Genomic DNA, 18,944 nt, shown 5'->3' with positions numbered 1-18,944 from the left:
TTCTACGCCTAAAAGCGTAGTCCATTGCCCTAAAAATGCGTTGCAGGTTCACAAACGATCAACTAGCCTTTCGTAAACGAAAGCGATTAGCCTTAGTTAGTCGCATTTTTATAATAATCTTCAATGACAACCACTAATAATTATTCCTAACAACACTTTCCAATAACACTTTCCAATAACAACGACGCTAGCGAGATCGGCATGTCCTTACATTTGCAAAATATCGATCACATCGTTAACGGTGTGCCGCATATCAGCGGAATAGACCTAGCCCTTGAGCCAGGCTCATTTAACGTATTGCTGGGTCGAACGCTGGCCGGTAAAACCACCTTAATGCGCTTGATGGCGGGGCTTGAGCCACCCACCCGCGGCAAAGTGATGATGGATGGCAAAGACGTCACGAACGTCTCGGTGCGTAAACGCAATGTCTCCATGGTGTACCAGCAGTTTATTAACTATCCCAGTCTTACCGTTTACGACAATATTGCCTCGCCACTCAAACTGGCCAAACAGCCTAAAAGCGAAATCGATAAGCGGGTTGGCGAAATCGCTGAAATGCTGCATATCGAGCAGCTGCTCAATCGTTACCCCCAGGAGCTTTCCGGCGGCCAACAGCAACGCACTGCCATGGGGCGAGCACTGGTTAAAGACGCCGATTTGATTCTGTTTGATGAGCCGCTGGTCAACCTGGACTATAAACTTCGCGAAGAGCTGCGTGATGAGCTTCGCGAATTGTTTAAAGCGCGTAACTGCATTGCGGTATATGCCACCACCGAGCCCAATGAAGCACTGGCGCTGGGCGGTAATACGGCGGTACTCCATGAGGGCAGGCTGCTCCAGTATGGCCCTACCGAGCAGGTCTATCGCGAACCCAACGGTCGCTTCAGTGCAGAAATGTTCTCCGAGCCGCCGATCAATATCGTTCCCGGCCAGTTGACCGATACCGAGATCACCTTTGATCAAACGCTGCACTTTCCCTGTGACGACAAGCTAAAGCGCCTTGAACCGGGTGATTACGACTTTGGCGTGCGGGCTTCGCACCTTACACTGCAACCCCAGCAGGCCGATGACCTAGCGCTGGATGTGCATGTGGATGTGGCAGAAATCAGTGGTTCAGAAACCTTCCTGCATGTTCATCACGAACGCTTTCCTCTCGTTCTGCACTTAGCGGGTATTCACCAGTTTAGTATTAATCAACCACTGAAAGTGTACTTCCCGACCCATCAACTTTACGCCTTCGACAAGCAGGGCCATACGGTACATATCCCTGTACGTCAGGGAGGAGCTGCCCATGGCTGAGATCACTTTAAAGGGCTTGGCGCACTCCTATGAAAAAAAGCCGACAGGCGCGGCGGATTACGCCATCCGCCAGATGGATCACGTATGGCACCAGGGCGGCGCCTATGCGCTATTGGGCCCTTCGGGTTGCGGTAAATCGACCCTACTGAACATTATCTCGGGCCTGCTTGAACCGTCAGAGGGTGACGTACTGTTTGACGGCCAGCGGGTCAATGAGCTGCCCCCTGAAGAGCGCAATATTGCCCAGGTGTTTCAGTTCCCGGTGATCTACGACACCATGACGGTGTTCGACAACCTCGCTTTTCCGCTGCGCAATATGAATACCCCCGAGTACCGGGTGAAACCCAAGGTACTCGAAGTCGCTGACATTCTTGAATTAACCCCGCTGCTCGATCGCAAAGCCAAAAATTTAACCGCCGATGAGAAACAGAAAGTTTCCATGGGTCGTGGGTTGGTGCGCGACGACGTCACGGCCATCCTGTTTGATGAACCGCTGACCGTGATCGACCCGCAGCTCAAATGGAAACTACGCCGCAAGCTCAAAGAGATTCACGAGCGCTTTAACATCACCATGATCTACGTGACTCACGATCAGCTAGAGGCCTCTACCTTTGCGGATAAAATTGCGGTGATGTATGAGGGACAGGTGGTTCAATTCGGAACCCCGCGCGAGCTGTTTGAGCGCCCCGCACATACCTTTGTGGGTTACTTTATTGGCAGCCCCGGCATGAACTTTATGGCTGTGAACCACCGCGACGGTCAAGTGATGTTCGGCTCACAGCCGCTGCCGGTTAGCGATCAGATGAAACACGCAGTCGCCAATGCCAGTTCTACCAATGCTAGCTCTAACAACATTAAGCTGGGTATCCGCCCCGAGTTTATCGCCATTGCCTCAAGCGAAATGGCTGATAGCGTGCCCATTCTAGTGACCAGCGTGCAGGATCTGGGCACCTACTCCCTGCTGACCTTCAAGCTCAACGAGCAAACCTTTAAAGCCCGCCTGCCCGAAGGCCATCCGCCGGTAGGTGAAACGGCGTTTGCGCACTTCGACGCTGCCCATGTGGCGCTGTATATCGATGAATACCTAGTGGAGGCTGGCCATGAATAACAAAGTACCCAATAACAGAGCCTGGCTACTGGTGCTTCCCATGCTGGTATTGGTGGCATTCTCCGCCATCATTCCGCTAATGACCGTGGTCAACTACTCGGTACAAGACGTGCTCGGCCCCAACGCACGCTTTTTTACCGGTACTGAGTGGTTTCAAAGCATGCTCAACGACGATGCACTGCAGGCGGCGTTTCTTCGCCAAATATCGTTCTCGCTGATTATCCTCGCCATCCAGATTCCACTCGGGATTGGCATTGCACTCATTATGCCCAAACGCGGCTGGCAGGCCTCAGCGGTACTGATCTTAATCACCCTGCCACTGCTGATTCCCTGGAACGTGGTCGGTAGCATCTGGCAAATCTTTACCCGAGGTGATATCGGTCTAATGGGCTGGGGCCTGCGCGAATTAGGTATTAACTACAATATTACCCGCAACGCCGGCGATGCCTGGGCAACAATCATTTTGATGGACGTGTGGCACTGGACCCCGCTGGTGGCAATGCTGTGCTACAGCGGCCTGCGCTCAATTCCCGAAGCTTACTATCAGGCGGCACGTATCGACCGTGCTTCAAAATGGGCAATCTTCCGCTATATCCAGCTACCTAAACTGACCAACGTGCTGGTCATTGCCGTGCTGTTGCGCTTTATGCACTCATTCATGATCTATGCCGAGCCTTTTGTACTGACGGGCGGCGGGCCTGGCAGCGCCACCACCTTCTTAAGCCAATCCCTGACCACCATGGCGGTCGGCCAACAAGATTTAGGTCCTTCTGCAGCGTTCTCGCTTATCTACTTCCTGGTCATTCTGCTGGTGAGCTGGGTGTTCTACACCACCATTATGAATATGCAGAAAGACAAACCGCCGCACGGAGGTGCCTAACATGAGCTATCAACTCGAAAACACCCAGCGCGGTGAAAAGTACAACACGATTTTTAGCAAGGTTTCACCGGCCAAGCGGCGTAACCGCACTGCCCGTGCGCACTGGCGCTCGCGTATCTTGCTTGGCCTTTATCTGGCGCTGATGATTCTGCCCATTTACTGGCTGATCAATATGTCGCTTCAGACCAATAGCGAAATCCTCGGCTCCATGACGCTATGGCCCCAGAACCTGACCTTTGATAACTACATCGGCATCTTTACCAATTCGAGCTGGTACATGGGCTACGTTAACTCGATGCTCTACGTGTCGATGAATATGCTCATCACCATTTGCGTCGCGTTACCGGCGGCCTATGCCTTTAGCCGCTACACCTTTATTGGCGATAAGCATCTGTTTTTCTGGCTGCTGACCAACCTAATGGCGCCACCGGCGGTATTTCTGCTGCCCTACTTCCAGCTCTACTACTCGGTGGGCCTATTCGACACCCACATTGCCGTCGCGTTGGCTCACTGCCTATTCAATATCCCCCTGGCTATCTGGATTTTAGAAGGCTTTATGAGCAGCGTACCTAAAGAGATCGACGAAACCGCCTATATCGACGGCTATAGCTTCCCGCGCTTTTTCATCAAGATTTTTATCCCCATGATCCGTTCCGGTATCGGCGTCACGCTGTTCTTCTTGTTTATGTTCTCCTGGGTGGAACTACTGCTGGCACGTACCCTGACCGCCACCGATGCCCAGCCAATCGGCATGATCATGACGCGTACGTCCACAGCCTCCGGGATTGACTGGGGCACCCTGGCCGCTGCGGGGGTACTCACCATTATTCCCGGCATACTGGTGGTCTACTTCGTTCGCAACCATATCGCCAAGGGCTTCGCCCTGGGCCGTACCTGAGGAGATCCCACTATGTCTTGGATGGTATGGACAGTGCCCACCGCCATATTCTTTTCATCAATTGCGGCCATGCTGGCAGGTATGACGGTATGGGAGATTTTGTCACCCACAATCGAGCGCAAAGGGTTCTTACCCATTGCCACCACTCGCGGTGATCGGCTGTTTATCAGCCTGCTCTCAGCGGCGTTTATCCACTTGGGCGTGATTGGCTTCACTTCACTGTCCATTTGGATTGCACTAGCGGTATCAGCCGTATGGCTGCTTGTTTTAATGCGCTGGGGCTAGCCGCCAGCGCTAATCGGTATCAGGGACGGCCTAGCCATTAGGGAAGAACACAACAAAACGAGGTCAACATGCAAAAGCACGACAATAAATCCAAACTCACTAAATTCAGACTGACCACCCTTGCTGCAGGCTTGCTACTGGCATCGGGAACGCTGTCAGCGCAGGAAGAGGATACCCGCGCTATCGCTGAGCGGTTAGTCGATGAGCACTTCCAAAACTCGACGTTGAGCCGTGAAGAGCAGATCGAAGAGCTGATGTGGTTTGCCAAAGCCGCCGAGCCTTTCCGCGGCATGGATATCCAAACCGTGGCAGAGGGCCTCACTACGCACGTTTATGAAAGTGAAGTGTTAGCAGAAGCTTTCAGCGAACTTACCGGTATCAACCTAACCCACAACATCATCGGCGAAGGCGATGTGGTGGACACCATGCAGAACCAGATGCAGTCGGGTAACAGTATCTACGACGGCTTCGTCAACGATACCGACGCCATCGGCACGCATATTCGCTATGGCACCACCATCAACCTTTCAGAAGCGATGGAGAATGAATGGGCCGACTACACCCTGCCCACGCTCGATCTAGATGACTTTATTGGCCTGCAGTACGGCACCGGGCCGGATGGCAGTCTCTATCAACTGCCCACCCAGCAGTTTGCCAACCTCTACTGGTTCCGCCATGACTGGTTCCAACGCGAAGACTTACAGGAGCAATTCCGGGAGATTTACGGTTACGACTTAGGTGTACCCACCAACTGGACAGCCTACCAGGATATTGCTGAGTTCTTCACCGAGCACGTCGGTGAAATTGATGGCACTACCGTTTATGGCCACATGGATTACGGCCGCCGCGACCCATCATTGGGCTGGCGCTTCCACGACTCCTGGCTTTCTATGGCGGGTATGGGCAGCCCCGGCGTCCCTTCTGGTAACCCGGTGGATGACTGGGGTATCCGGGTTAACGAAGACAGCCAGCCGGTAGGCGCAAGCGTCAGCCGTGGTGGTGCCACTAACTCGCCCGCTTCGGTATTTGCAATGCAAAAAGCCGTCGATTGGCTACGTGACTTTGCCCCGCCTGAAGCACAAGGCATGACCTTTGGTGAAGCCGGCCCCGTGCCTGCTCAAGGCCATATCGCTCAGCAAATCTTCTGGTACACCGCCTTCACTGCGGACATGACCGACCCTGCGGTCGCAGTGACTGACGACGAAGGCAATCCGCTATGGCGTATGGCACCTTCTCCTACCGGCCCTTACTGGGAAGAGGGAATGAAAGTGGGTTATCAGGACGTGGGGGCATGGACGTTCTTTGACTCAACCCCTGAAGATCGTCGCACCGCAGCATGGCTGTTCGGTCAATTCACTGTGTCTAAAACGGTGTCGCTGGAAAAACTCATGCACGGTTTAACGCCGATTCGCGAATCTGACATCTTCTCCGAGCAGATGACCGAAATGGCGCCGAAGCTGGGCGGCTTAGTTGAGTTTTACCGCAGCCCCAACGAGTCGAACTGGACACCTACCGGTACCAACGTACCTGACTACCCACGCATGGCACCGCTATGGTGGCAAAACCTGGCGCCGGTAATGAGTGGTGAAGTTACGCCTCAGGAAGGTCTAGATAAACTGGCGGCGGATATGGACAGCACCATGCATCGCCTGGCCCGCGCCAACGTCTTCGACAGCTATGCGCCATTGCTCAACGAGGAACAGGATCCACAATATTGGCTGGATCAAGAGGGCTCGCCCAAAGCCAAGCTGGATAATGAAATGCCGCAGGGCACCACCGTTCCTTACGATGAAATGATGAAAGCCTGGATGGAAGCCGGTACGCGCCAATAATCACCACGCGTAACGCTTGCAGGGCGGGCAACCGCCCGCCCTGTCAAGGGTTTCATTGGCGGCAGGCCATAGCACAACAGAAAACACCCACAGCAACCGGGCTATTTATTGGTTAATTGGATCCGCTATGAAACTGCGAAATCGAAACATTGAAAAATTACCTCACGAGACCTTTGATGCCCTGATTATCGGGGGCGGTATTAATGGCGCAGCCACGGCGGCAGCGCTGGCTGGCAAAGGCGCTAAAGTCGCGCTGATTGACCGCGGCGACTTCGCTGGCAGTACCAGCATGCACTCTTCCAACTTAGTATGGGGAGGCATTAAGTATATGGAAAGCAAGGATTTTGCACTGGTTCGCAAGCTGTGCAAAAGCCGCAACCACTTGATTAAAAGTTACCCTTCTACAGTGCAGGAGATTCGCTTCCTGACCACTATTTCAAAAGGTTTCCGTCATTCACCACGCTACTTGTGGGCGGGCACCTGGCTTTACTGGCTGATGGGCAACGGCTTTACTAAATTGCCGCGCCTGCTCTCGCCTAGCAACATTAAGCAGCAAGAGCCGATTATTGATATCGAGGACTCCATTGGCGGCTTCGAGTACTCCGACGCTTACCTCCACGATAATGACGCCCGTTTTGTATTTAACTTTGTGCGTCATGCGCTTAACTATGGCGCCATCGCTGCTAATTATGTCGAATCACTCGGCGCCGAGCGCGAGGGCAACCTATGGGTGACTAAAGCCCGCAACGTAATGGATGGCAGCACTTTCGATATCCGTGCCAAGGTGTTGATCAACGCCGCAGGACCCTGGGTGGACCAGCACAACGAGCTGACCGGCCAAAAAACCACCCATCATCACCTCTACTCCAAGGGCATTCACCTCATCGTTCCGCAGCTAACCGACTCACAGCGGGTGCTGGCGTTTTTTGCCGACGATGGAAGGCTGTTTTTTGTCATTCCTATGGGCAACCGCACCTGTATCGGCACCACCGATACCCATATGGCGCACCCTGAGGTAGACGTTACCGCTGACGATATCGCCTTTGTGCTGGAAAATATCAATAAGCGCCTAACCTTAGATAAACCGCTAACACATGACGACATTATCTCGACACGCTGCGGCGTACGGCCATTAGCCATCAAAGATGACCAGGGCAGTGACCGCGACTTTCTTCAGCTTTCCCGCAAGCACGTGGTGGATACCAATACCGAAAGCGCCCATATCAGCATCTTTGGCGGCAAGCTTACCGACTGTTTGAACGTTGGCGATGAGATTGCCGAAGAAATTAGCCGCCTGGGAGTTTCTCTGTCAGATCCCGACTTTCAGTGGTACGGAGAACCACCTAAGCCCGTGAAACAGCAGTTTATGGATCAAGCCAAACGTATGAATTTGGATGCCATGACCGCCTCCACTTCATCGGAGCTGCTCTCCACTCGGCTCTGGCGGCGCTACGCCGATCAAGCCATTCAGATGCTTGAGAAAATCCGTCAGGATCCCGCTCAGGGCGAAATTTTAATTGAAGGCACTGAGTATATCCGCTGTGAGATAGAGCATGCTCGTGATCATGAGATGATCACCCAGCTTGAGGATTTTCTGCGCCGCCGTGCCAAAGTTTCACTGGTGGTACATCACGAGCAGTTACGTCAGTCCACAGGCTTAAAAGAGGCATGTCGGGTGCTATTTGGCGATGATGCAGACGAGCATTTTAACCACTATTTTGAACAAAACCGCGATACTGCGCTGCCACCTGCTGCTTCATCTGTGGTTTAACATATCGAGTGATTACACATAAATAAAAAAGCCCCCTCATCTCAATGAGGGGGCTTTTGAGTGTTAAACAAAATAGTCATTAAGAGTCGGCTACTAATCCTTATCTAGCTAGAGCGCACGCGTGAAACTGCATCCAACCAACCCTGATAGAGCTGCTCGCGAGTGGTCTCCTCCATCGCGGGCATAAAGCTCTTTTCGCAGCGCCACAGCCGCTCGATCTCTTCGAGTGTTTGATACCAGCCGAGACGCAGCCCGGCCAAGTAAGCTGCCCCCAGCGCGGTGGTTTCCAGAATGGTGGGACGATCTACCTGCACACCCAACATATCGGCAAGAAACTGCATAAGCCAACTGTTCTTCACCATGCCACCGTCGACACGTAAAGTGCCCGGCGAGGCTTCCATGTCATCATTCATACAATGCTGCAGGTCGCGGGTTTGATAGCACACCGCTTGCAGGCCAGCGGCGACTATTTCGGCGATGCCGGTATCGCGGGTTAACCCAAAAATAGCGCCGCGAGCTTTAGGATCCCAGTGTGGGGCACCTAAGCCGGTAAAGGCGGGTACCAGATAAACACTGTGGCCGCTGCGGGTTTCCTGGGCCAAGGCTTCGGTGTCTGATGCGTCAGCAAACAGGTTCAAGCCGTCGCGCAACCACTGAACCGTCGCCCCGGCCACGAAAATGCTGCCCTCCATAGCGTAGGTCGGCTTGCCGTTAAGCCGGTATCCAATGGTGGTCAGCAGACGATTACGCGACAACGACGGCGTTTCACCGGTATTCACAATCATAAAACAGCCGGTGCCGTAGGTGCTTTTACCCATCCCCGGTTGAAAGCACGCCTGCCCCACTAAAGCAGCCTGCTGATCCCCCGCGACCCCAGCAATGGGCAGCGCAGCGCCCAGCCAGTGCGCTTCGGTGGTGCCAAAATCATCGCTGGAGTCTTTCACCTCCGGCATAAGATTGGCGGGGATATTGAATAGCGTCAGCAACTCTTCATCCCACTCTTGGGTATGGATATTAAACAGCGCCGTACGAGAAGCGTTGGTGGCATCGGTAACGTGCTGCTGGCCACCGGTTAACCGCCAGATTAAAAAGCTATCTACCGTTCCGAACGCCAGCTCGCCCTGCTCAGCGCGTTCCCGAGCACCCTCAACGTTATCCAGTATCCATGCAAGCTTCGTAGCTGAAAAGTAGGGGTCAATCAACAGGCCCGTTTTAGCTTGAACGACATCGGTGTGACCTTTATCACGCAGCGATTGGCACACATCAGAGGTGCGACGATCCTGCCAAACGATGGCGTTATAGAGTGGTTTAGCCGTTTTCCGATCCCACAGAATAGTGGTTTCCCGCTGGTTGGTAATGCCTATTCCCGCTATTTGGTCGGCGGTAATCTCTGCGTTGTGCATCACATCTCGGCAGGTCGCCACCACTGTGTTCCAAATATCTTCTGGGTTGTGCTCAATCCATCCGTCGTGGGGGAAGTGCTGCGCGAATTCCTGTTGGGCAACAGCGGCCACTTGGCCTTGGCGGTCAAACAGAATGGCGCGGGAGCTGGTGGTACCTTGATCAATGGCGAGTATAAAAGAGGACATATCGAGTTCACTTTGTTGTATTGTCTTTCGATTTTGTATACTTGCTTTCGTTTTATTATTATCAAAGGCTACTCTAGCCGCCTAAAATGCTCAAGGATGAAACTGACTCGTTAAGCGATCTCATTAAGCAGTCTCTTCAAGCAGTCTCTTCAAGCAGTCTCTTCAGGCAATGTACAGCGCCACATCGTGTTGCGTCAGCAAGCGCTGAATTGTTTCCGGCGGTTTGCGGTCGGTAAATAGCGCATCCAGCTGTTCCAGATTGCCTTGCCGCACGACCGGGTTACGATGAAATTTAGAGTAGTCTGCCGCCAAATAAATCCGCCGCGAATTGGCAATAATTGCTTGAGCAACACGCACTTCCTGGTAGTCAAATTCCAGTAGCGAACCATCTTCATCGATACCGCTGATACCGATAATGCCGTAGTCCACCTTAAACTGATTTATAAAGTCGATAGTGGCTTCACCGATAATGCCGCCATCGCGGGAGCGCACCTGCCCACCGGCAATAATCACGGTGAAATCCTCTTTATGCTGCAGGATGGCGGCAACGTTAAGATTATTGGTAATAATCTCAAGGCCCTGGTGCTCTAGCAGCGCTTGAGCAATCACTTCATTGCTGGTGCCAATGTTAATAAACAGTGAAGAGTGATTAGGAATATGCTGAGCTAAACAGCGGGCAATCCGCTCCTTTTCTTCCAGATGGAGCGTCTTGCGTGTGCTGTAGGCGGTATTCACCGTACTGGACTCGATCCCCACCCCGCCATGCACTCGCCGAACCCGACCTTCATCAGCAAGGGTATTCAAATCACGCCGGATGGTTTGCGGTGTCACAGCGAAATGATCGGTGAGCTGCTCGATACTCATATAGCCATGCTGACGAACCAGCTCGACAATGGCATCCTGACGAAATTGTTGATTCATAAGCCCGGCCTGTTCGATTTTTATTGATATCTGAACATAATCTAGCAAAATTTTCGAAATCTAATAGCTTTCATCAAGCAATTCGGCTAACCCCGAACCGACAGACCGAGCGGTGATATCTCTTATTATAGAGGCCATACCAATAAAATCATGGGGATAGCAACCACCAGCACGACCAATGAAAGCGGCAGGCCCAGCTTCCAATAATCGCCAAAGCGGTAGCCGCCAGGCCCTAGCACCAGCGTATTGGATTGGTGCCCAATAGGGGTTAAAAATGCACAGGAAGCGCTAACAGCCACCACCATCAAGAACGGATCGAGTGAGACATCAAAGCCATTGGCTAAGCTCACCGCAATAGGCGCCATCAGCAACGCAGCGGCCGCATTGTTGACCACATTAGAGAGCAGCATAGAGAGTAAAAACAGGACAATCATAGTAACGACCACCGGCCAGTCGCTGCCAAAGCCCAACAGCGCGTTGGCAATCAAATCCGCACCGCCACTGGTTTCTAATGCCTCACCAACGGGTATCATCGCTGCTAGCAGCACTATGACGGGGCCATCAATAGCTTGATACCCCTCGCGTAACGGTAATACGCCAATCAGTAGCGAAATCAGTGCAGCAGTACTCATGGCCACAGCGGCCGGGAGTAGATCAAACAGCATGGCTACGATCGCCAAAGCAAAGATGGCAATGGATATAGCCAGCTTGCGAGGTTGGCCCAGGTGCAACTCGCGACTCGCTAGTGGCAGACACCCCAGCGAGGCTAAGCTATCTGAAAGTTCATTTTCACTGCCCTGGAGCAGCAAAACGTCGCCGTTTTTAAAACGAATATCCCGCAACCGCTGTTTCAGGCGTCCTCCATCACGGGCAACCGCTACCAGATGGAGACCAAACTGATGGTTCAAGCGTAGCTGGCGCACGCTGCGGTTAATCATCATCGAGTCATTGCGAACTACGGCCTCGATTAACTGCAGTCCTTCGGTATCCACGGGCTTTTGATCTTGTGCAGCGTCTTTCTTTTTTGCCTTATCTGCATCTTTGTGACTAGCTGGATGCTCAGCATCATTCACTTCTGGATCGCCCTCGGATTCTTCCTCCAGTTCAGCGATCGCGCTAAGCCCCACTTTGTCCTCCAGCATCTGGAGCTCATCAGGCCCTGCCTCTAACAACAGAATATCGCCCTCTTCCAAGGCGCCGTGGAAGTTATAGCCAGCCCGACGGTTGTCATCGCGCACCACCGCTAGCACAGGGATGGTTTCGTCCAGTTCGTCGCACAACTGCTGTAGCGTTAAGCCTTTGGCTTTAGACTCTTCGCCTACTTTCAACTCGACTAAATAGTTGGCGGTATCAAACATTTCATCCGTAGAGGCTTGGCCGCTACGCTTAGGCGTTAAGCGCCAGCCAATCAACACAATAAAGGCCAACCCCGCCAGTGCTACCGCAATGCCAACGGGCGAAAAGCTAAACATACTAAATGCCTCGCCCGTTACATCCCTGCGATAACTGGAAATAATGATATTGGGCGGGGTGCCAATCAACGTTGTCAGGCCGCCGAGCAAAGACCCGAATGCCAACGGCATCAACAGTAAAGAAGGCGAAGTATTGTGTTCGCGAGCAAGCCGCATAGCCACCGGTAGCAACAGCGCCAGGGCGCCCACGTTGTTCATAATGCCTGATAGCAATACGATGGTGCCGACCAGTACTAATAGTTGGAGCAACAGATTTTCACCCACTTTTAGCACCTGATTGGCGATAATATCGACCACACCCGAGCGCTCAAAACCGCGGCTAAGCACCAGCACAGCGGCAACGGTAATCACCGCTGGGTGGCCAAAACCTGTGAAAGCGCTTTCAGCCGGTACAAGCCCCAGCATGACGGAACCTAGCAACGCCGCCAGCGCCACTAAGTCATAACGAAAACGGCCCCAGATAAATGCAGCGAGCGTTAGTCCAAGTACGATAAACACCAGTGTGCTGGACGTAAGCGTTAACCATCCTAGATCCAATGCTTCAATGCTTACGTCTTCAATACCGGAGCTCTCAGCGCTTGAGCTCTCAACACTTATGTCCTCAGCCGACATCCTTTTACTACTCCCTTGCTACCGCTTGATAGGTCGCCACTCAATTGATGCACGCCACGCTTTCAACATGGCTATTTCTACTGCACATTAGACGTTTACTATACACACGTATAGCCCCGGCAAATGGAGAGTTTTATCAACGCCTATCCTATAAAAACACAGCAGCCCGGCAATGCCGAGCTGCAAAGGGAGTGCCTATAGAGAAGAGTTAGGCTTATAAATACAGCGGCTTGCAAGACTTCACTGCATCGCAACACTCTTGCAGACTGAGCCCGCTCCTCCTCCCAAAGAAATGACATCAGATAAAACAAGCTCGCTACGGCAGCAAAATAGTAGACCCTGTGGTTTTACGGCTTTGTAGGGCGTCTTGGGCTTGGCCTGCTTCAGCCAGCGGGTAGCGGTTGGCAACATCAATTTTGACTTTACCGCTTTCAATCATGGCGAAGAACTCTTCGCACATCATTTCCAAACGCTCACGGGTGTCGGCGTAACCGTTAAGGCTAGGGCGCGTCACATAGAGCGCGCCCTTCTGATTAAGAATACCAATATTAACGCCATCCACCGGGCCGGAAGCGTTGCCAAAGCTGACCATCAGCCCACGGGGCTTTAAGCAGTCCAGTGATATTTCCCAAGTGTCTTTACCCACCGAGTCGTACACCACATCGCACATATCGCCGTTGGTAAGCTCGCGTACACGCTCGGCTACGTTCTCCTCGCTATAGTTGATCGTCGCCCAGGCGCCATTAGCCATGGCTAGATCCGCTTTTTCCTGTGAGCTGACGGTGCCGATCAGCTTAACGCCTAGTGACTTCGCCCACTGGCAGGCAATCGAACCCACCCCACCCGCCGCGGCGTGAAACAGAATAGTTTCGCCACCTTTTAGTTGATAGGTTTGGCGCAGCAGATACTGCACGGTGAGACCCTTGAGCATACTCGCCGCTGCGGTTTCAAAATCCACAAAGTCGGGGAGCTTAATCACTTTAGCTGCGGGTAGTGTATGTAGCTCTGCATAGGCGCCCAAAGGGCCTTGGGCATAGGCCACGCGATCGCCAACGTTTAAGTGTGTGACCCCTTCGCCAACCGCATCGACCACACCGGCGCCTTCGGTGCCTAGCCCTGAAGGCATAGAGGGCGCTGGGTAAAGTCCGGTTCGGAAATAGATATCGATAAAATTAAGGCCGATAGCCTTATTGGCGATACGCACTTCACCCTGGCCGGGTTCAGCGGGGGAAACGTCGACCAGTTCAAGCACTTCAGAACCGCCGGTGTGGGCAAATTGAATACGCTGAGACATTAGGACTCCTTATTGTGTAATTTGCTTATTATTTGAGTTGATACGCCACCTCAGAATAATGGTAAGCATGGCATCAGGTCCTGCTATACAAGCGCGTCGCGACGTTTAAATCAAGCTAGCACGCTAGCGTATTTTTACCCATTAGGACGCGAGGCAATGCAATCCCGCTGTCATGCGCCCATGCTAGTATTAGCGATCTTTTATCGTCGAAGGCTTAGAGATTTGTCATGACGCATCCCGCTATTCAACTTCCCGCGCTTATCGCCCACCGCGGTTACTCCGCCGCTGCCCCCGAAAATACCCTAGCGGCGGTGCGCGCTGCCCACCAAGCGGGTGCCAGATGGGTAGAGCTGGATGTGCAGCTACTGGGTGACGGCACCCCGGTGATTTGGCACGACAGCGATGTCGCACGTTGCTCAAACGGCCGCGGCGGGCTTGCCTCTATGGATTGGGCCAAGGCGCAAACGCTGGACGCAGGCAGTTGGTTTGACGACCGTTTTGCGGGTGAGAAAATGCCCAGCTTGGCGCAAATGTTGGCACTGCTTAACGAGCTGGAAATGGGCGTCAATATGGAAATAAAGGTCAACAAAGGCCGCGACCCCATCGCGCTGGTTGAGCGTGCGCTGCCGGAGATGCTGGATACTCTACCCCCCGAGCGTTTGATTATTTCCTCCTTCAATGCCGCTGCTCTTGGCCACTGCCGTCAATTTGCCAACGCAGAGCGGCTGGCCCTGGGCGTGCTATTTGGTAGCGTGCCCAAAAACTGGCGTGAGCAGTGCGAGGCTGTTGAGGCGTTCAGCGTGCACCCTCACTGGCCACGTTTGAAGCGCGCCCAAGCCGACGCTATGCAGCGCGATGGCTATCAAATATTGTGCTATACCGCCAATGACCCCAGCGCTTTTCATAGCCGCTGGGAGTGGGGTATCGGCAGTGTCATCACCGATGAACCGGCCGCGTTCAAGCGCTTTTTAGATAGCCATTAAATAAGTTCTAAGCTTGCCCAGCTGGCTTAAACACTTGCTAAACATAAAAAACCCAGCCAAGCATCGAGCTGGGCTAGGCTTAAGCAGTAAAGGGTGGCGTTACATCGCTGAAAGCTTCTCTTCATCCAGTACGCCAGACATGCGCACCATTGCCAGCGCCTCATCCAAGCTACTCATCTCTTCAATCATCACCAATTCGTTCTCTAAGCTCACTGGCTGACCGGCTTTCTCAGTCAGCAGTTTCTCCAGTGAAGCTACATCCATAGCGTCGTCTAAGTGGTGAACATCTACTGAGGTACTGCTGCGGCCCGGCAAATAGATGGTGCCATTAGAGAAATCCACGGCGTAGGCAATCACTCCGGGTACGATAAAGAACAACAGACCCACCCCATTGGCGACAGCAATGACCGGATCAATATCACCGCTCATTTGCCCCTTACGCTCAGGATGAAAAAGCGTACCACAACCACTCAGTGATACAATGGAAACGCCAACCACGGCGCCAGTCAACCAGCGACGAACTGCTTGATGCATGAAGGTTCCCTCAAATAAAAAAGTATCGATAGTCGATATAGCGCATTGCGCTTTCGTTTTTTTTGCCGACTAACGCGCCATAAACTCGGTCAGTTTAGCACAGCATCCTAAAGCGTTGATGATTTGACGATAGGCACTATTTTGCCGCTTTAACCGCTAGGCCGTACAATATCCCCATTCAACGCTTTTAAGAGCTTTCTCAAGAGCTTTTTTCAAAAACCAAGGAATGCTAACGTCCATGCGCGCCAGCCAACTATTGATTGCCACTCTAAAAGAAACCCCGGCTGACGCCGAAGTCATTAGCCACCAGTTAATGCTCCGCGCTGGGATGATTCGCCGTTTAACCTCTGGGCTTTACACCTGGCTGCCACTTGGCCTGCGTACACTGCGCAAGGTGGAAGCCATTGTGCGCGAAGAGATGAACCGCGCCGGTGCTCAAGAAGTACTGATGCCCGCCGTTCAGCCCGCCGAACTATGGCAAGAGTCTGGCCGCTGGGAACAGTACGGCCCCGAGTTATTACGTCTCAAAGATCGCCACGACCGCGACTACTGCGTCGGCCCGACCCACGAAGAAGTCATTACCGACCTGGTGCGTAAAGAGATTGCCAGCTATAAACAGCTGCCGGTCAATTTCTACCAGATTCAAACCAAATTCCGCGACGAGATTCGCCCACGTTTTGGGGTGATGCGCTCGCGTGAGTTCATTATGAAGGACGCCTACTCCTTCCACTTGGATGAAACCTCGCTGAAACAGACTTACCAGGACATGTACGACGCCTACACGCGCATTTTCACACGTTTGGGGCTTAACTTTCGTCCTGTTATCGCTGACAACGGCTCGATCGGCGGCACCGGTTCTCACGAATTCCACGTGCTGGCCGATTCCGGTGAAGACGATATCGTGTTCTCCAACTCCTCCGATTATGCGGCCAACATGGAGAAAGCCGAGGCACTACCTGCTCCGCTTGGCAGCCAGGCTACCCGCGCCGAACCCGGCGAAGAACTACGCCTCGTCGATACCCCCGATGCCAAAACCATCGCCACATTGGTTGAGCAGTTCGAGCTACCGATTGAGAAAACCGTTAAAACGTTGATGGTTCACGCTGCCGAAGGCGGCTTAATCGCGCTCCTCGTTCGTGGTGATCACGAGTTGAACGAGGTAAAAGCAGAAAACCTATCTCAAGTAGCTGCACCGCTGACCATGGCCAGTGAAGAGGAGATTCGCGCTGCGGTGGGTGCTGGCCCCGGCTCGCTCGGCCCAGTGGGCTTGAAAATGCCGGTGATTATTGACCGCAGCGTCGCGCTGATGAGCGACTTCGGCGCCGGTGCCAATGTGGATGACAAGCACTACTTCGGCATTAACTGGGAGCGCGATGTAGCCCTGCCCGACGTTGCCGACCTGCGTAATGTGGTGGAAGGCGATCCCTCTCCAGACGGCCAAGGCATGCTCTCCATCAAGCGCGGTATCGAGGTTGGTCACGTCTTCCAGCTTGGCCAAAAGTACTCCCAGGCGATGAACGCCAACGTGCTGGGCGACAACGGCAAAACCAGCCACCCGTGGATGGGTTGCTACGGCATCGGCGTGACCCGCGTGGTTGCTGCGGCCATTGAGCAAAACCACGACGAATCCGGCATTATCTGGCCCAACGCCATTGCCCCCTTCCAGGTGGCGCTGGTGCCGATGAATGCGCACAAATCACAACGTGTTCGCGAGGAGTCTGAACGTCTTTACCAAGCGCTCACCGCCGCAGGCTTAGATGTCTTACTGGATGACCGCGACACCCGTCCTGGGGTTAAATTTGCTGATTTGGAGCTGATGGGCGTTCCTCATCGCCTGGTCATCGGTGACCGCAGCCTGGACAACGGCGAACTGGAATATAAAGGACGCCGGGATAGCGAAGCCACCATGGTGCCTGCGGATCAAATCATCGACTTTTTGCGTGAGAAAGCTAGCTAAGGTAGTAACGCTTAGCGGGTTATTGCTGAGCGGCGCTGGGCTAGTAGTGACAAGCCCAGCTGCGGCTCAGCTGTTACCTCAAACGCTGCGGCCTACGCTTGAGTCTGCCAATCAGCAGCATCGAACGGCTCAACAGCAGTGGGTAGCGCGTCAGTGGCGTGAACGCATGGACACGCCGCTAGCGCGCTTTATTGATGATGCCGTACAGCGCCAGACACTGCTAACGCGTATCTACCAAGAAGCCAGACTGGCAGGCTTACCGCCTGATTTGGTGTTAGCTTTGATTCAGGTGGAAAGCGCCTTCAAAGCGGATGCTATCTCCTCTGCAGGCGCCGTTGGCCTGATGCAAATTATGCCTTTCTGGGTCAGCGAACTTGGGCTACCGATTGACGACTTAACCTACCCGCCACGCAATTTGCGCTATGGCTGTACTATTTTGGCGCACTACCTCGCTATCGAGAATGGTGACTTTACCCGCGCGCTAGCACGCTATAACGGCAGCTTGGGCGAAACCTGGTACCCGGAGCGGGTCATGCACGCCTGGCGGAATACTTGGCGCCAGCCAACATTGCGTTAAACATTGCATTAAACAACGCACCTCTCATCTCAGTTCAGCGGTACAAGCTGACCTGGTCGCCAGCGCAAGAGCCAGTGCTCAATTAAGGTCAAAGTAAAAGTGTTGGCTTACCGTTAAGCCAAACGCATGACTTTCTTGCTCAATCCATCCACTATTAGACTTAACAATTTGTCAGCTTAATGCGGGATGACGATCTCAATGCCAGAGCCAACACTACAACAGCGCCCTTTTATCGGTTTTATCAGTGCATACGCCGCCACGCTATTTGTACTGACGATAATAACCCTACTTGGCTCCACCGCTAACGCCGCGCAGATAACCATCAGCAGTGCTGATGGCCAACCGCTTGAGGATGCAGTTGTTGAGGTTTACTACGATTCGGCGGCGGGCAATCTACCTCAAGAAGAGAATATCTACCAGCGTGATGCCGCCTTTCACCCCAAGGTACTAACCGTCCCTACCGACAGCTATGTGGCCTTTCCCAATCAAGATACAACCCGTCATCACGTCTACTCTTTCTCACCGGCCAAAACCTTTGATTTAAATCTCTACCTACAAGAAACGCCTCCGCCGGTTAAATTCGATCAACCAGGCATTGTCGTTTTAGGGTGCAATATTCACGACCATATGCAGGCATTTATTGTCGTCAGCGACGCCCCTTTTGCAGCATCAACAGGTGCCGAAGGCATGCTTAACCTGCCGACGCTACCGCCTGGTCAACACCGAGTGCGCGTTTGGCACCCGCTACTTGATGATAGCCAGCAAGTCTGGTGGGAAGGCATGATTACCGATACTGACCAACTGGACGTTAACTTGGAACTCAACGCGCTGCCACCGCCAGCGCCAACTCTTTCACCTCTGCAACAACGCTTTAAAGATGCCACTTAAGTTCCTACCAGTGTTCAGGAGGTGGCGGTCCGCCACTTAGTGAG

The 18,944-nt window shown here is 53.2% G+C and carries 16 protein-coding genes; 11 read left to right on the top strand and 5 right to left on the bottom strand.

Annotation, left to right across the window (positions count from 1 at the left end):
• The first annotated feature begins 201 nt into the window (after nt 1-201).
• The 7 genes from KUC_RS14790 to KUC_RS14760 all read left to right on the top strand — a co-directional run bounded on the left by KUC_RS14790 (nt 202) and on the right by KUC_RS14760 (nt 8,073).
• Nucleotides 202-1,299, top strand: a complete 1,098-nt coding sequence (locus tag KUC_RS14790; RefSeq protein ID WP_007114029.1) for an ABC transporter ATP-binding protein — start codon at nt 202-204, stop codon at nt 1,297-1,299.
• Entirely contained in the window at nt 1,292-2,407 is a 1,116-nt protein-coding gene (locus KUC_RS14785; RefSeq protein WP_007114028.1) for an ABC transporter ATP-binding protein, read from the top strand. The genes KUC_RS14790 and KUC_RS14785 overlap by 8 nt, the downstream gene beginning before the upstream one ends.
• Nucleotides 2,400-3,287: a carbohydrate ABC transporter permease gene (locus KUC_RS14780; RefSeq protein WP_007114027.1), complete on the top strand. Its 888-nt coding sequence runs from the start codon at nt 2,400-2,402 to the stop codon at nt 3,285-3,287. Before KUC_RS14785 ends, KUC_RS14780 begins: the two co-directional genes overlap by 8 nt.
• A gap of 1 nt (nt 3,288) precedes the next feature.
• On the top strand, nt 3,289-4,185 hold the full coding sequence (locus KUC_RS14775) for a carbohydrate ABC transporter permease (RefSeq protein WP_007114026.1): 897 nt from the start codon (nt 3,289-3,291) through the stop codon (nt 4,183-4,185).
• Between the two features lie 12 nt (nt 4,186-4,197).
• Nucleotides 4,198-4,470 carry a DUF2160 domain-containing protein gene (locus tag KUC_RS14770; protein WP_040481179.1) on the top strand — a complete coding sequence of 91 codons (273 nt, stop codon included), beginning with the start codon at nt 4,198-4,200 and terminating at the stop codon, nt 4,468-4,470.
• 68 nt (nt 4,471-4,538) lie between these two features.
• Nucleotides 4,539-6,302, top strand: a complete 1,764-nt coding sequence (locus KUC_RS14765) for an ABC transporter substrate-binding protein (RefSeq protein ID WP_007114024.1) — start codon at nt 4,539-4,541, stop codon at nt 6,300-6,302.
• A 127-nt stretch (nt 6,303-6,429) separates the two neighbouring features.
• On the top strand, nt 6,430-8,073 hold the full coding sequence (locus KUC_RS14760; protein ID WP_007114023.1) for a glycerol-3-phosphate dehydrogenase/oxidase: 1,644 nt from the start codon (nt 6,430-6,432) through the stop codon (nt 8,071-8,073).
• A gap of 104 nt (nt 8,074-8,177) precedes the next feature.
• Here the strand turns inward: KUC_RS14760 and glpK are convergent, their stop codons facing one another.
• The 4 genes from glpK to KUC_RS14740 form a co-directional block, all read right to left on the bottom strand.
• Nucleotides 8,178-9,662 (bottom strand): glycerol kinase GlpK, encoded by a 1,485-nt coding sequence (gene glpK / locus KUC_RS14755; RefSeq protein ID WP_007114022.1) that lies wholly within the window; start codon nt 9,660-9,662, stop codon nt 8,178-8,180.
• Nucleotides 9,663-9,824: 162 nt separating this feature from the next.
• Complete coding sequence (locus KUC_RS14750) at nt 9,825-10,583, bottom strand: DeoR/GlpR family transcriptional regulator (RefSeq protein ID WP_007114021.1); 759 nt, start codon at nt 10,581-10,583, stop codon at nt 9,825-9,827.
• A gap of 125 nt (nt 10,584-10,708) precedes the next feature.
• Complete coding sequence (locus tag KUC_RS14745; RefSeq protein WP_007114020.1) at nt 10,709-12,667, bottom strand: SLC13 family permease; 1,959 nt, start codon at nt 12,665-12,667, stop codon at nt 10,709-10,711.
• Between the two features lie 316 nt (nt 12,668-12,983).
• The gene (locus KUC_RS14740) at nt 12,984-13,961 is read right to left on the bottom strand and encodes an NADPH:quinone reductase (RefSeq protein ID WP_007114019.1); all 978 of its coding nucleotides are present in this window, start codon (nt 13,959-13,961) and stop codon (nt 12,984-12,986) included.
• A gap of 227 nt (nt 13,962-14,188) precedes the next feature.
• Here KUC_RS14740 and KUC_RS14735 point away from each other — a divergent pair, with 227 nt between their 5' ends.
• Nucleotides 14,189-14,944 carry a glycerophosphodiester phosphodiesterase family protein gene (locus KUC_RS14735; protein WP_007114018.1) on the top strand — a complete coding sequence of 252 codons (756 nt, stop codon included), beginning with the start codon at nt 14,189-14,191 and terminating at the stop codon, nt 14,942-14,944.
• 99 nt (nt 14,945-15,043) lie between these two features.
• Here the strand turns inward: KUC_RS14735 and KUC_RS14730 are convergent, their stop codons facing one another.
• Nucleotides 15,044-15,478 carry a hypothetical protein gene (locus tag KUC_RS14730; RefSeq protein ID WP_007114017.1) on the bottom strand — a complete coding sequence of 145 codons (435 nt, stop codon included), beginning with the start codon at nt 15,476-15,478 and terminating at the stop codon, nt 15,044-15,046.
• Between the two features lie 238 nt (nt 15,479-15,716).
• On the opposite strand from KUC_RS14730, the gene KUC_RS14725 reads away from it, so the two are divergent.
• The 3 genes from KUC_RS14725 (at nt 15,717) to KUC_RS14715 (ending at nt 18,900) form a co-directional block, all read left to right on the top strand.
• Complete coding sequence (locus tag KUC_RS14725; protein ID WP_007114016.1) at nt 15,717-17,435, top strand: proline--tRNA ligase; 1,719 nt, start codon at nt 15,717-15,719, stop codon at nt 17,433-17,435.
• The gene (locus tag KUC_RS14720) at nt 17,419-18,012 is read left to right on the top strand and encodes a transglycosylase SLT domain-containing protein (RefSeq protein ID WP_007114015.1); all 594 of its coding nucleotides are present in this window, start codon (nt 17,419-17,421) and stop codon (nt 18,010-18,012) included. The genes KUC_RS14725 and KUC_RS14720 overlap by 17 nt, the downstream gene beginning before the upstream one ends.
• 198 nt (nt 18,013-18,210) lie before the next feature.
• Complete coding sequence (locus tag KUC_RS14715) at nt 18,211-18,900, top strand: cupredoxin domain-containing protein (protein ID WP_007114014.1); 690 nt, start codon at nt 18,211-18,213, stop codon at nt 18,898-18,900.
• Nucleotides 18,901-18,944: the final 44 nt, after the last annotated feature.

The sequence above is a fragment of the Vreelandella boliviensis LC1 genome, from assembly GCF_000236035.1.
Classification (GTDB): Bacteria; Pseudomonadota; Gammaproteobacteria; order Pseudomonadales; family Halomonadaceae; genus Vreelandella; species Vreelandella boliviensis.
This window is presented reverse-complemented; position numbering and strand designations above follow the sequence as displayed.

Excerpts from the sequence above, each read along its gene's own strand:
- KUC_RS14790 (WP_007114029.1), top strand. The coding sequence starts at position 202 with ATGTCCTTACATTTGCAAAATATCGATCACATCGTTAACGGTGTGCCG.
- KUC_RS14785 (WP_007114028.1), top strand. The coding sequence starts at position 1,292 with ATGGCTGAGATCACTTTAAAGGGCTTGGCGCACTCCTATGAAAAAAAG.
- KUC_RS14780 (WP_007114027.1), top strand. The coding sequence starts at position 2,400 with ATGAATAACAAAGTACCCAATAACAGAGCCTGGCTACTGGTGCTTCCC.
- KUC_RS14775 (WP_007114026.1), top strand. The coding sequence starts at position 3,289 with ATGAGCTATCAACTCGAAAACACCCAGCGCGGTGAAAAGTACAACACG.
- KUC_RS14770 (WP_040481179.1), top strand. The coding sequence starts at position 4,198 with ATGTCTTGGATGGTATGGACAGTGCCCACCGCCATATTCTTTTCATCA.
- KUC_RS14765 (WP_007114024.1), top strand. The coding sequence starts at position 4,539 with ATGCAAAAGCACGACAATAAATCCAAACTCACTAAATTCAGACTGACC.
- KUC_RS14760 (WP_007114023.1), top strand. The coding sequence starts at position 6,430 with ATGAAACTGCGAAATCGAAACATTGAAAAATTACCTCACGAGACCTTT.
- glpK (WP_007114022.1), bottom strand. The coding sequence starts at position 9,662 with ATGTCCTCTTTTATACTCGCCATTGATCAAGGTACCACCAGCTCCCGC.
- KUC_RS14750 (WP_007114021.1), bottom strand. The coding sequence starts at position 10,583 with ATGAATCAACAATTTCGTCAGGATGCCATTGTCGAGCTGGTTCGTCAG.
- KUC_RS14745 (WP_007114020.1), bottom strand. The coding sequence starts at position 12,667 with ATGTCGGCTGAGGACATAAGTGTTGAGAGCTCAAGCGCTGAGAGCTCC.
- KUC_RS14740 (WP_007114019.1), bottom strand. The coding sequence starts at position 13,961 with ATGTCTCAGCGTATTCAATTTGCCCACACCGGCGGTTCTGAAGTGCTT.
- KUC_RS14735 (WP_007114018.1), top strand. The coding sequence starts at position 14,189 with ATGACGCATCCCGCTATTCAACTTCCCGCGCTTATCGCCCACCGCGGT.
- KUC_RS14730 (WP_007114017.1), bottom strand. The coding sequence starts at position 15,478 with ATGCATCAAGCAGTTCGTCGCTGGTTGACTGGCGCCGTGGTTGGCGTT.
- KUC_RS14725 (WP_007114016.1), top strand. The coding sequence starts at position 15,717 with ATGCGCGCCAGCCAACTATTGATTGCCACTCTAAAAGAAACCCCGGCT.
- KUC_RS14715 (WP_007114014.1), top strand. The coding sequence starts at position 18,211 with ATGCCAGAGCCAACACTACAACAGCGCCCTTTTATCGGTTTTATCAGT.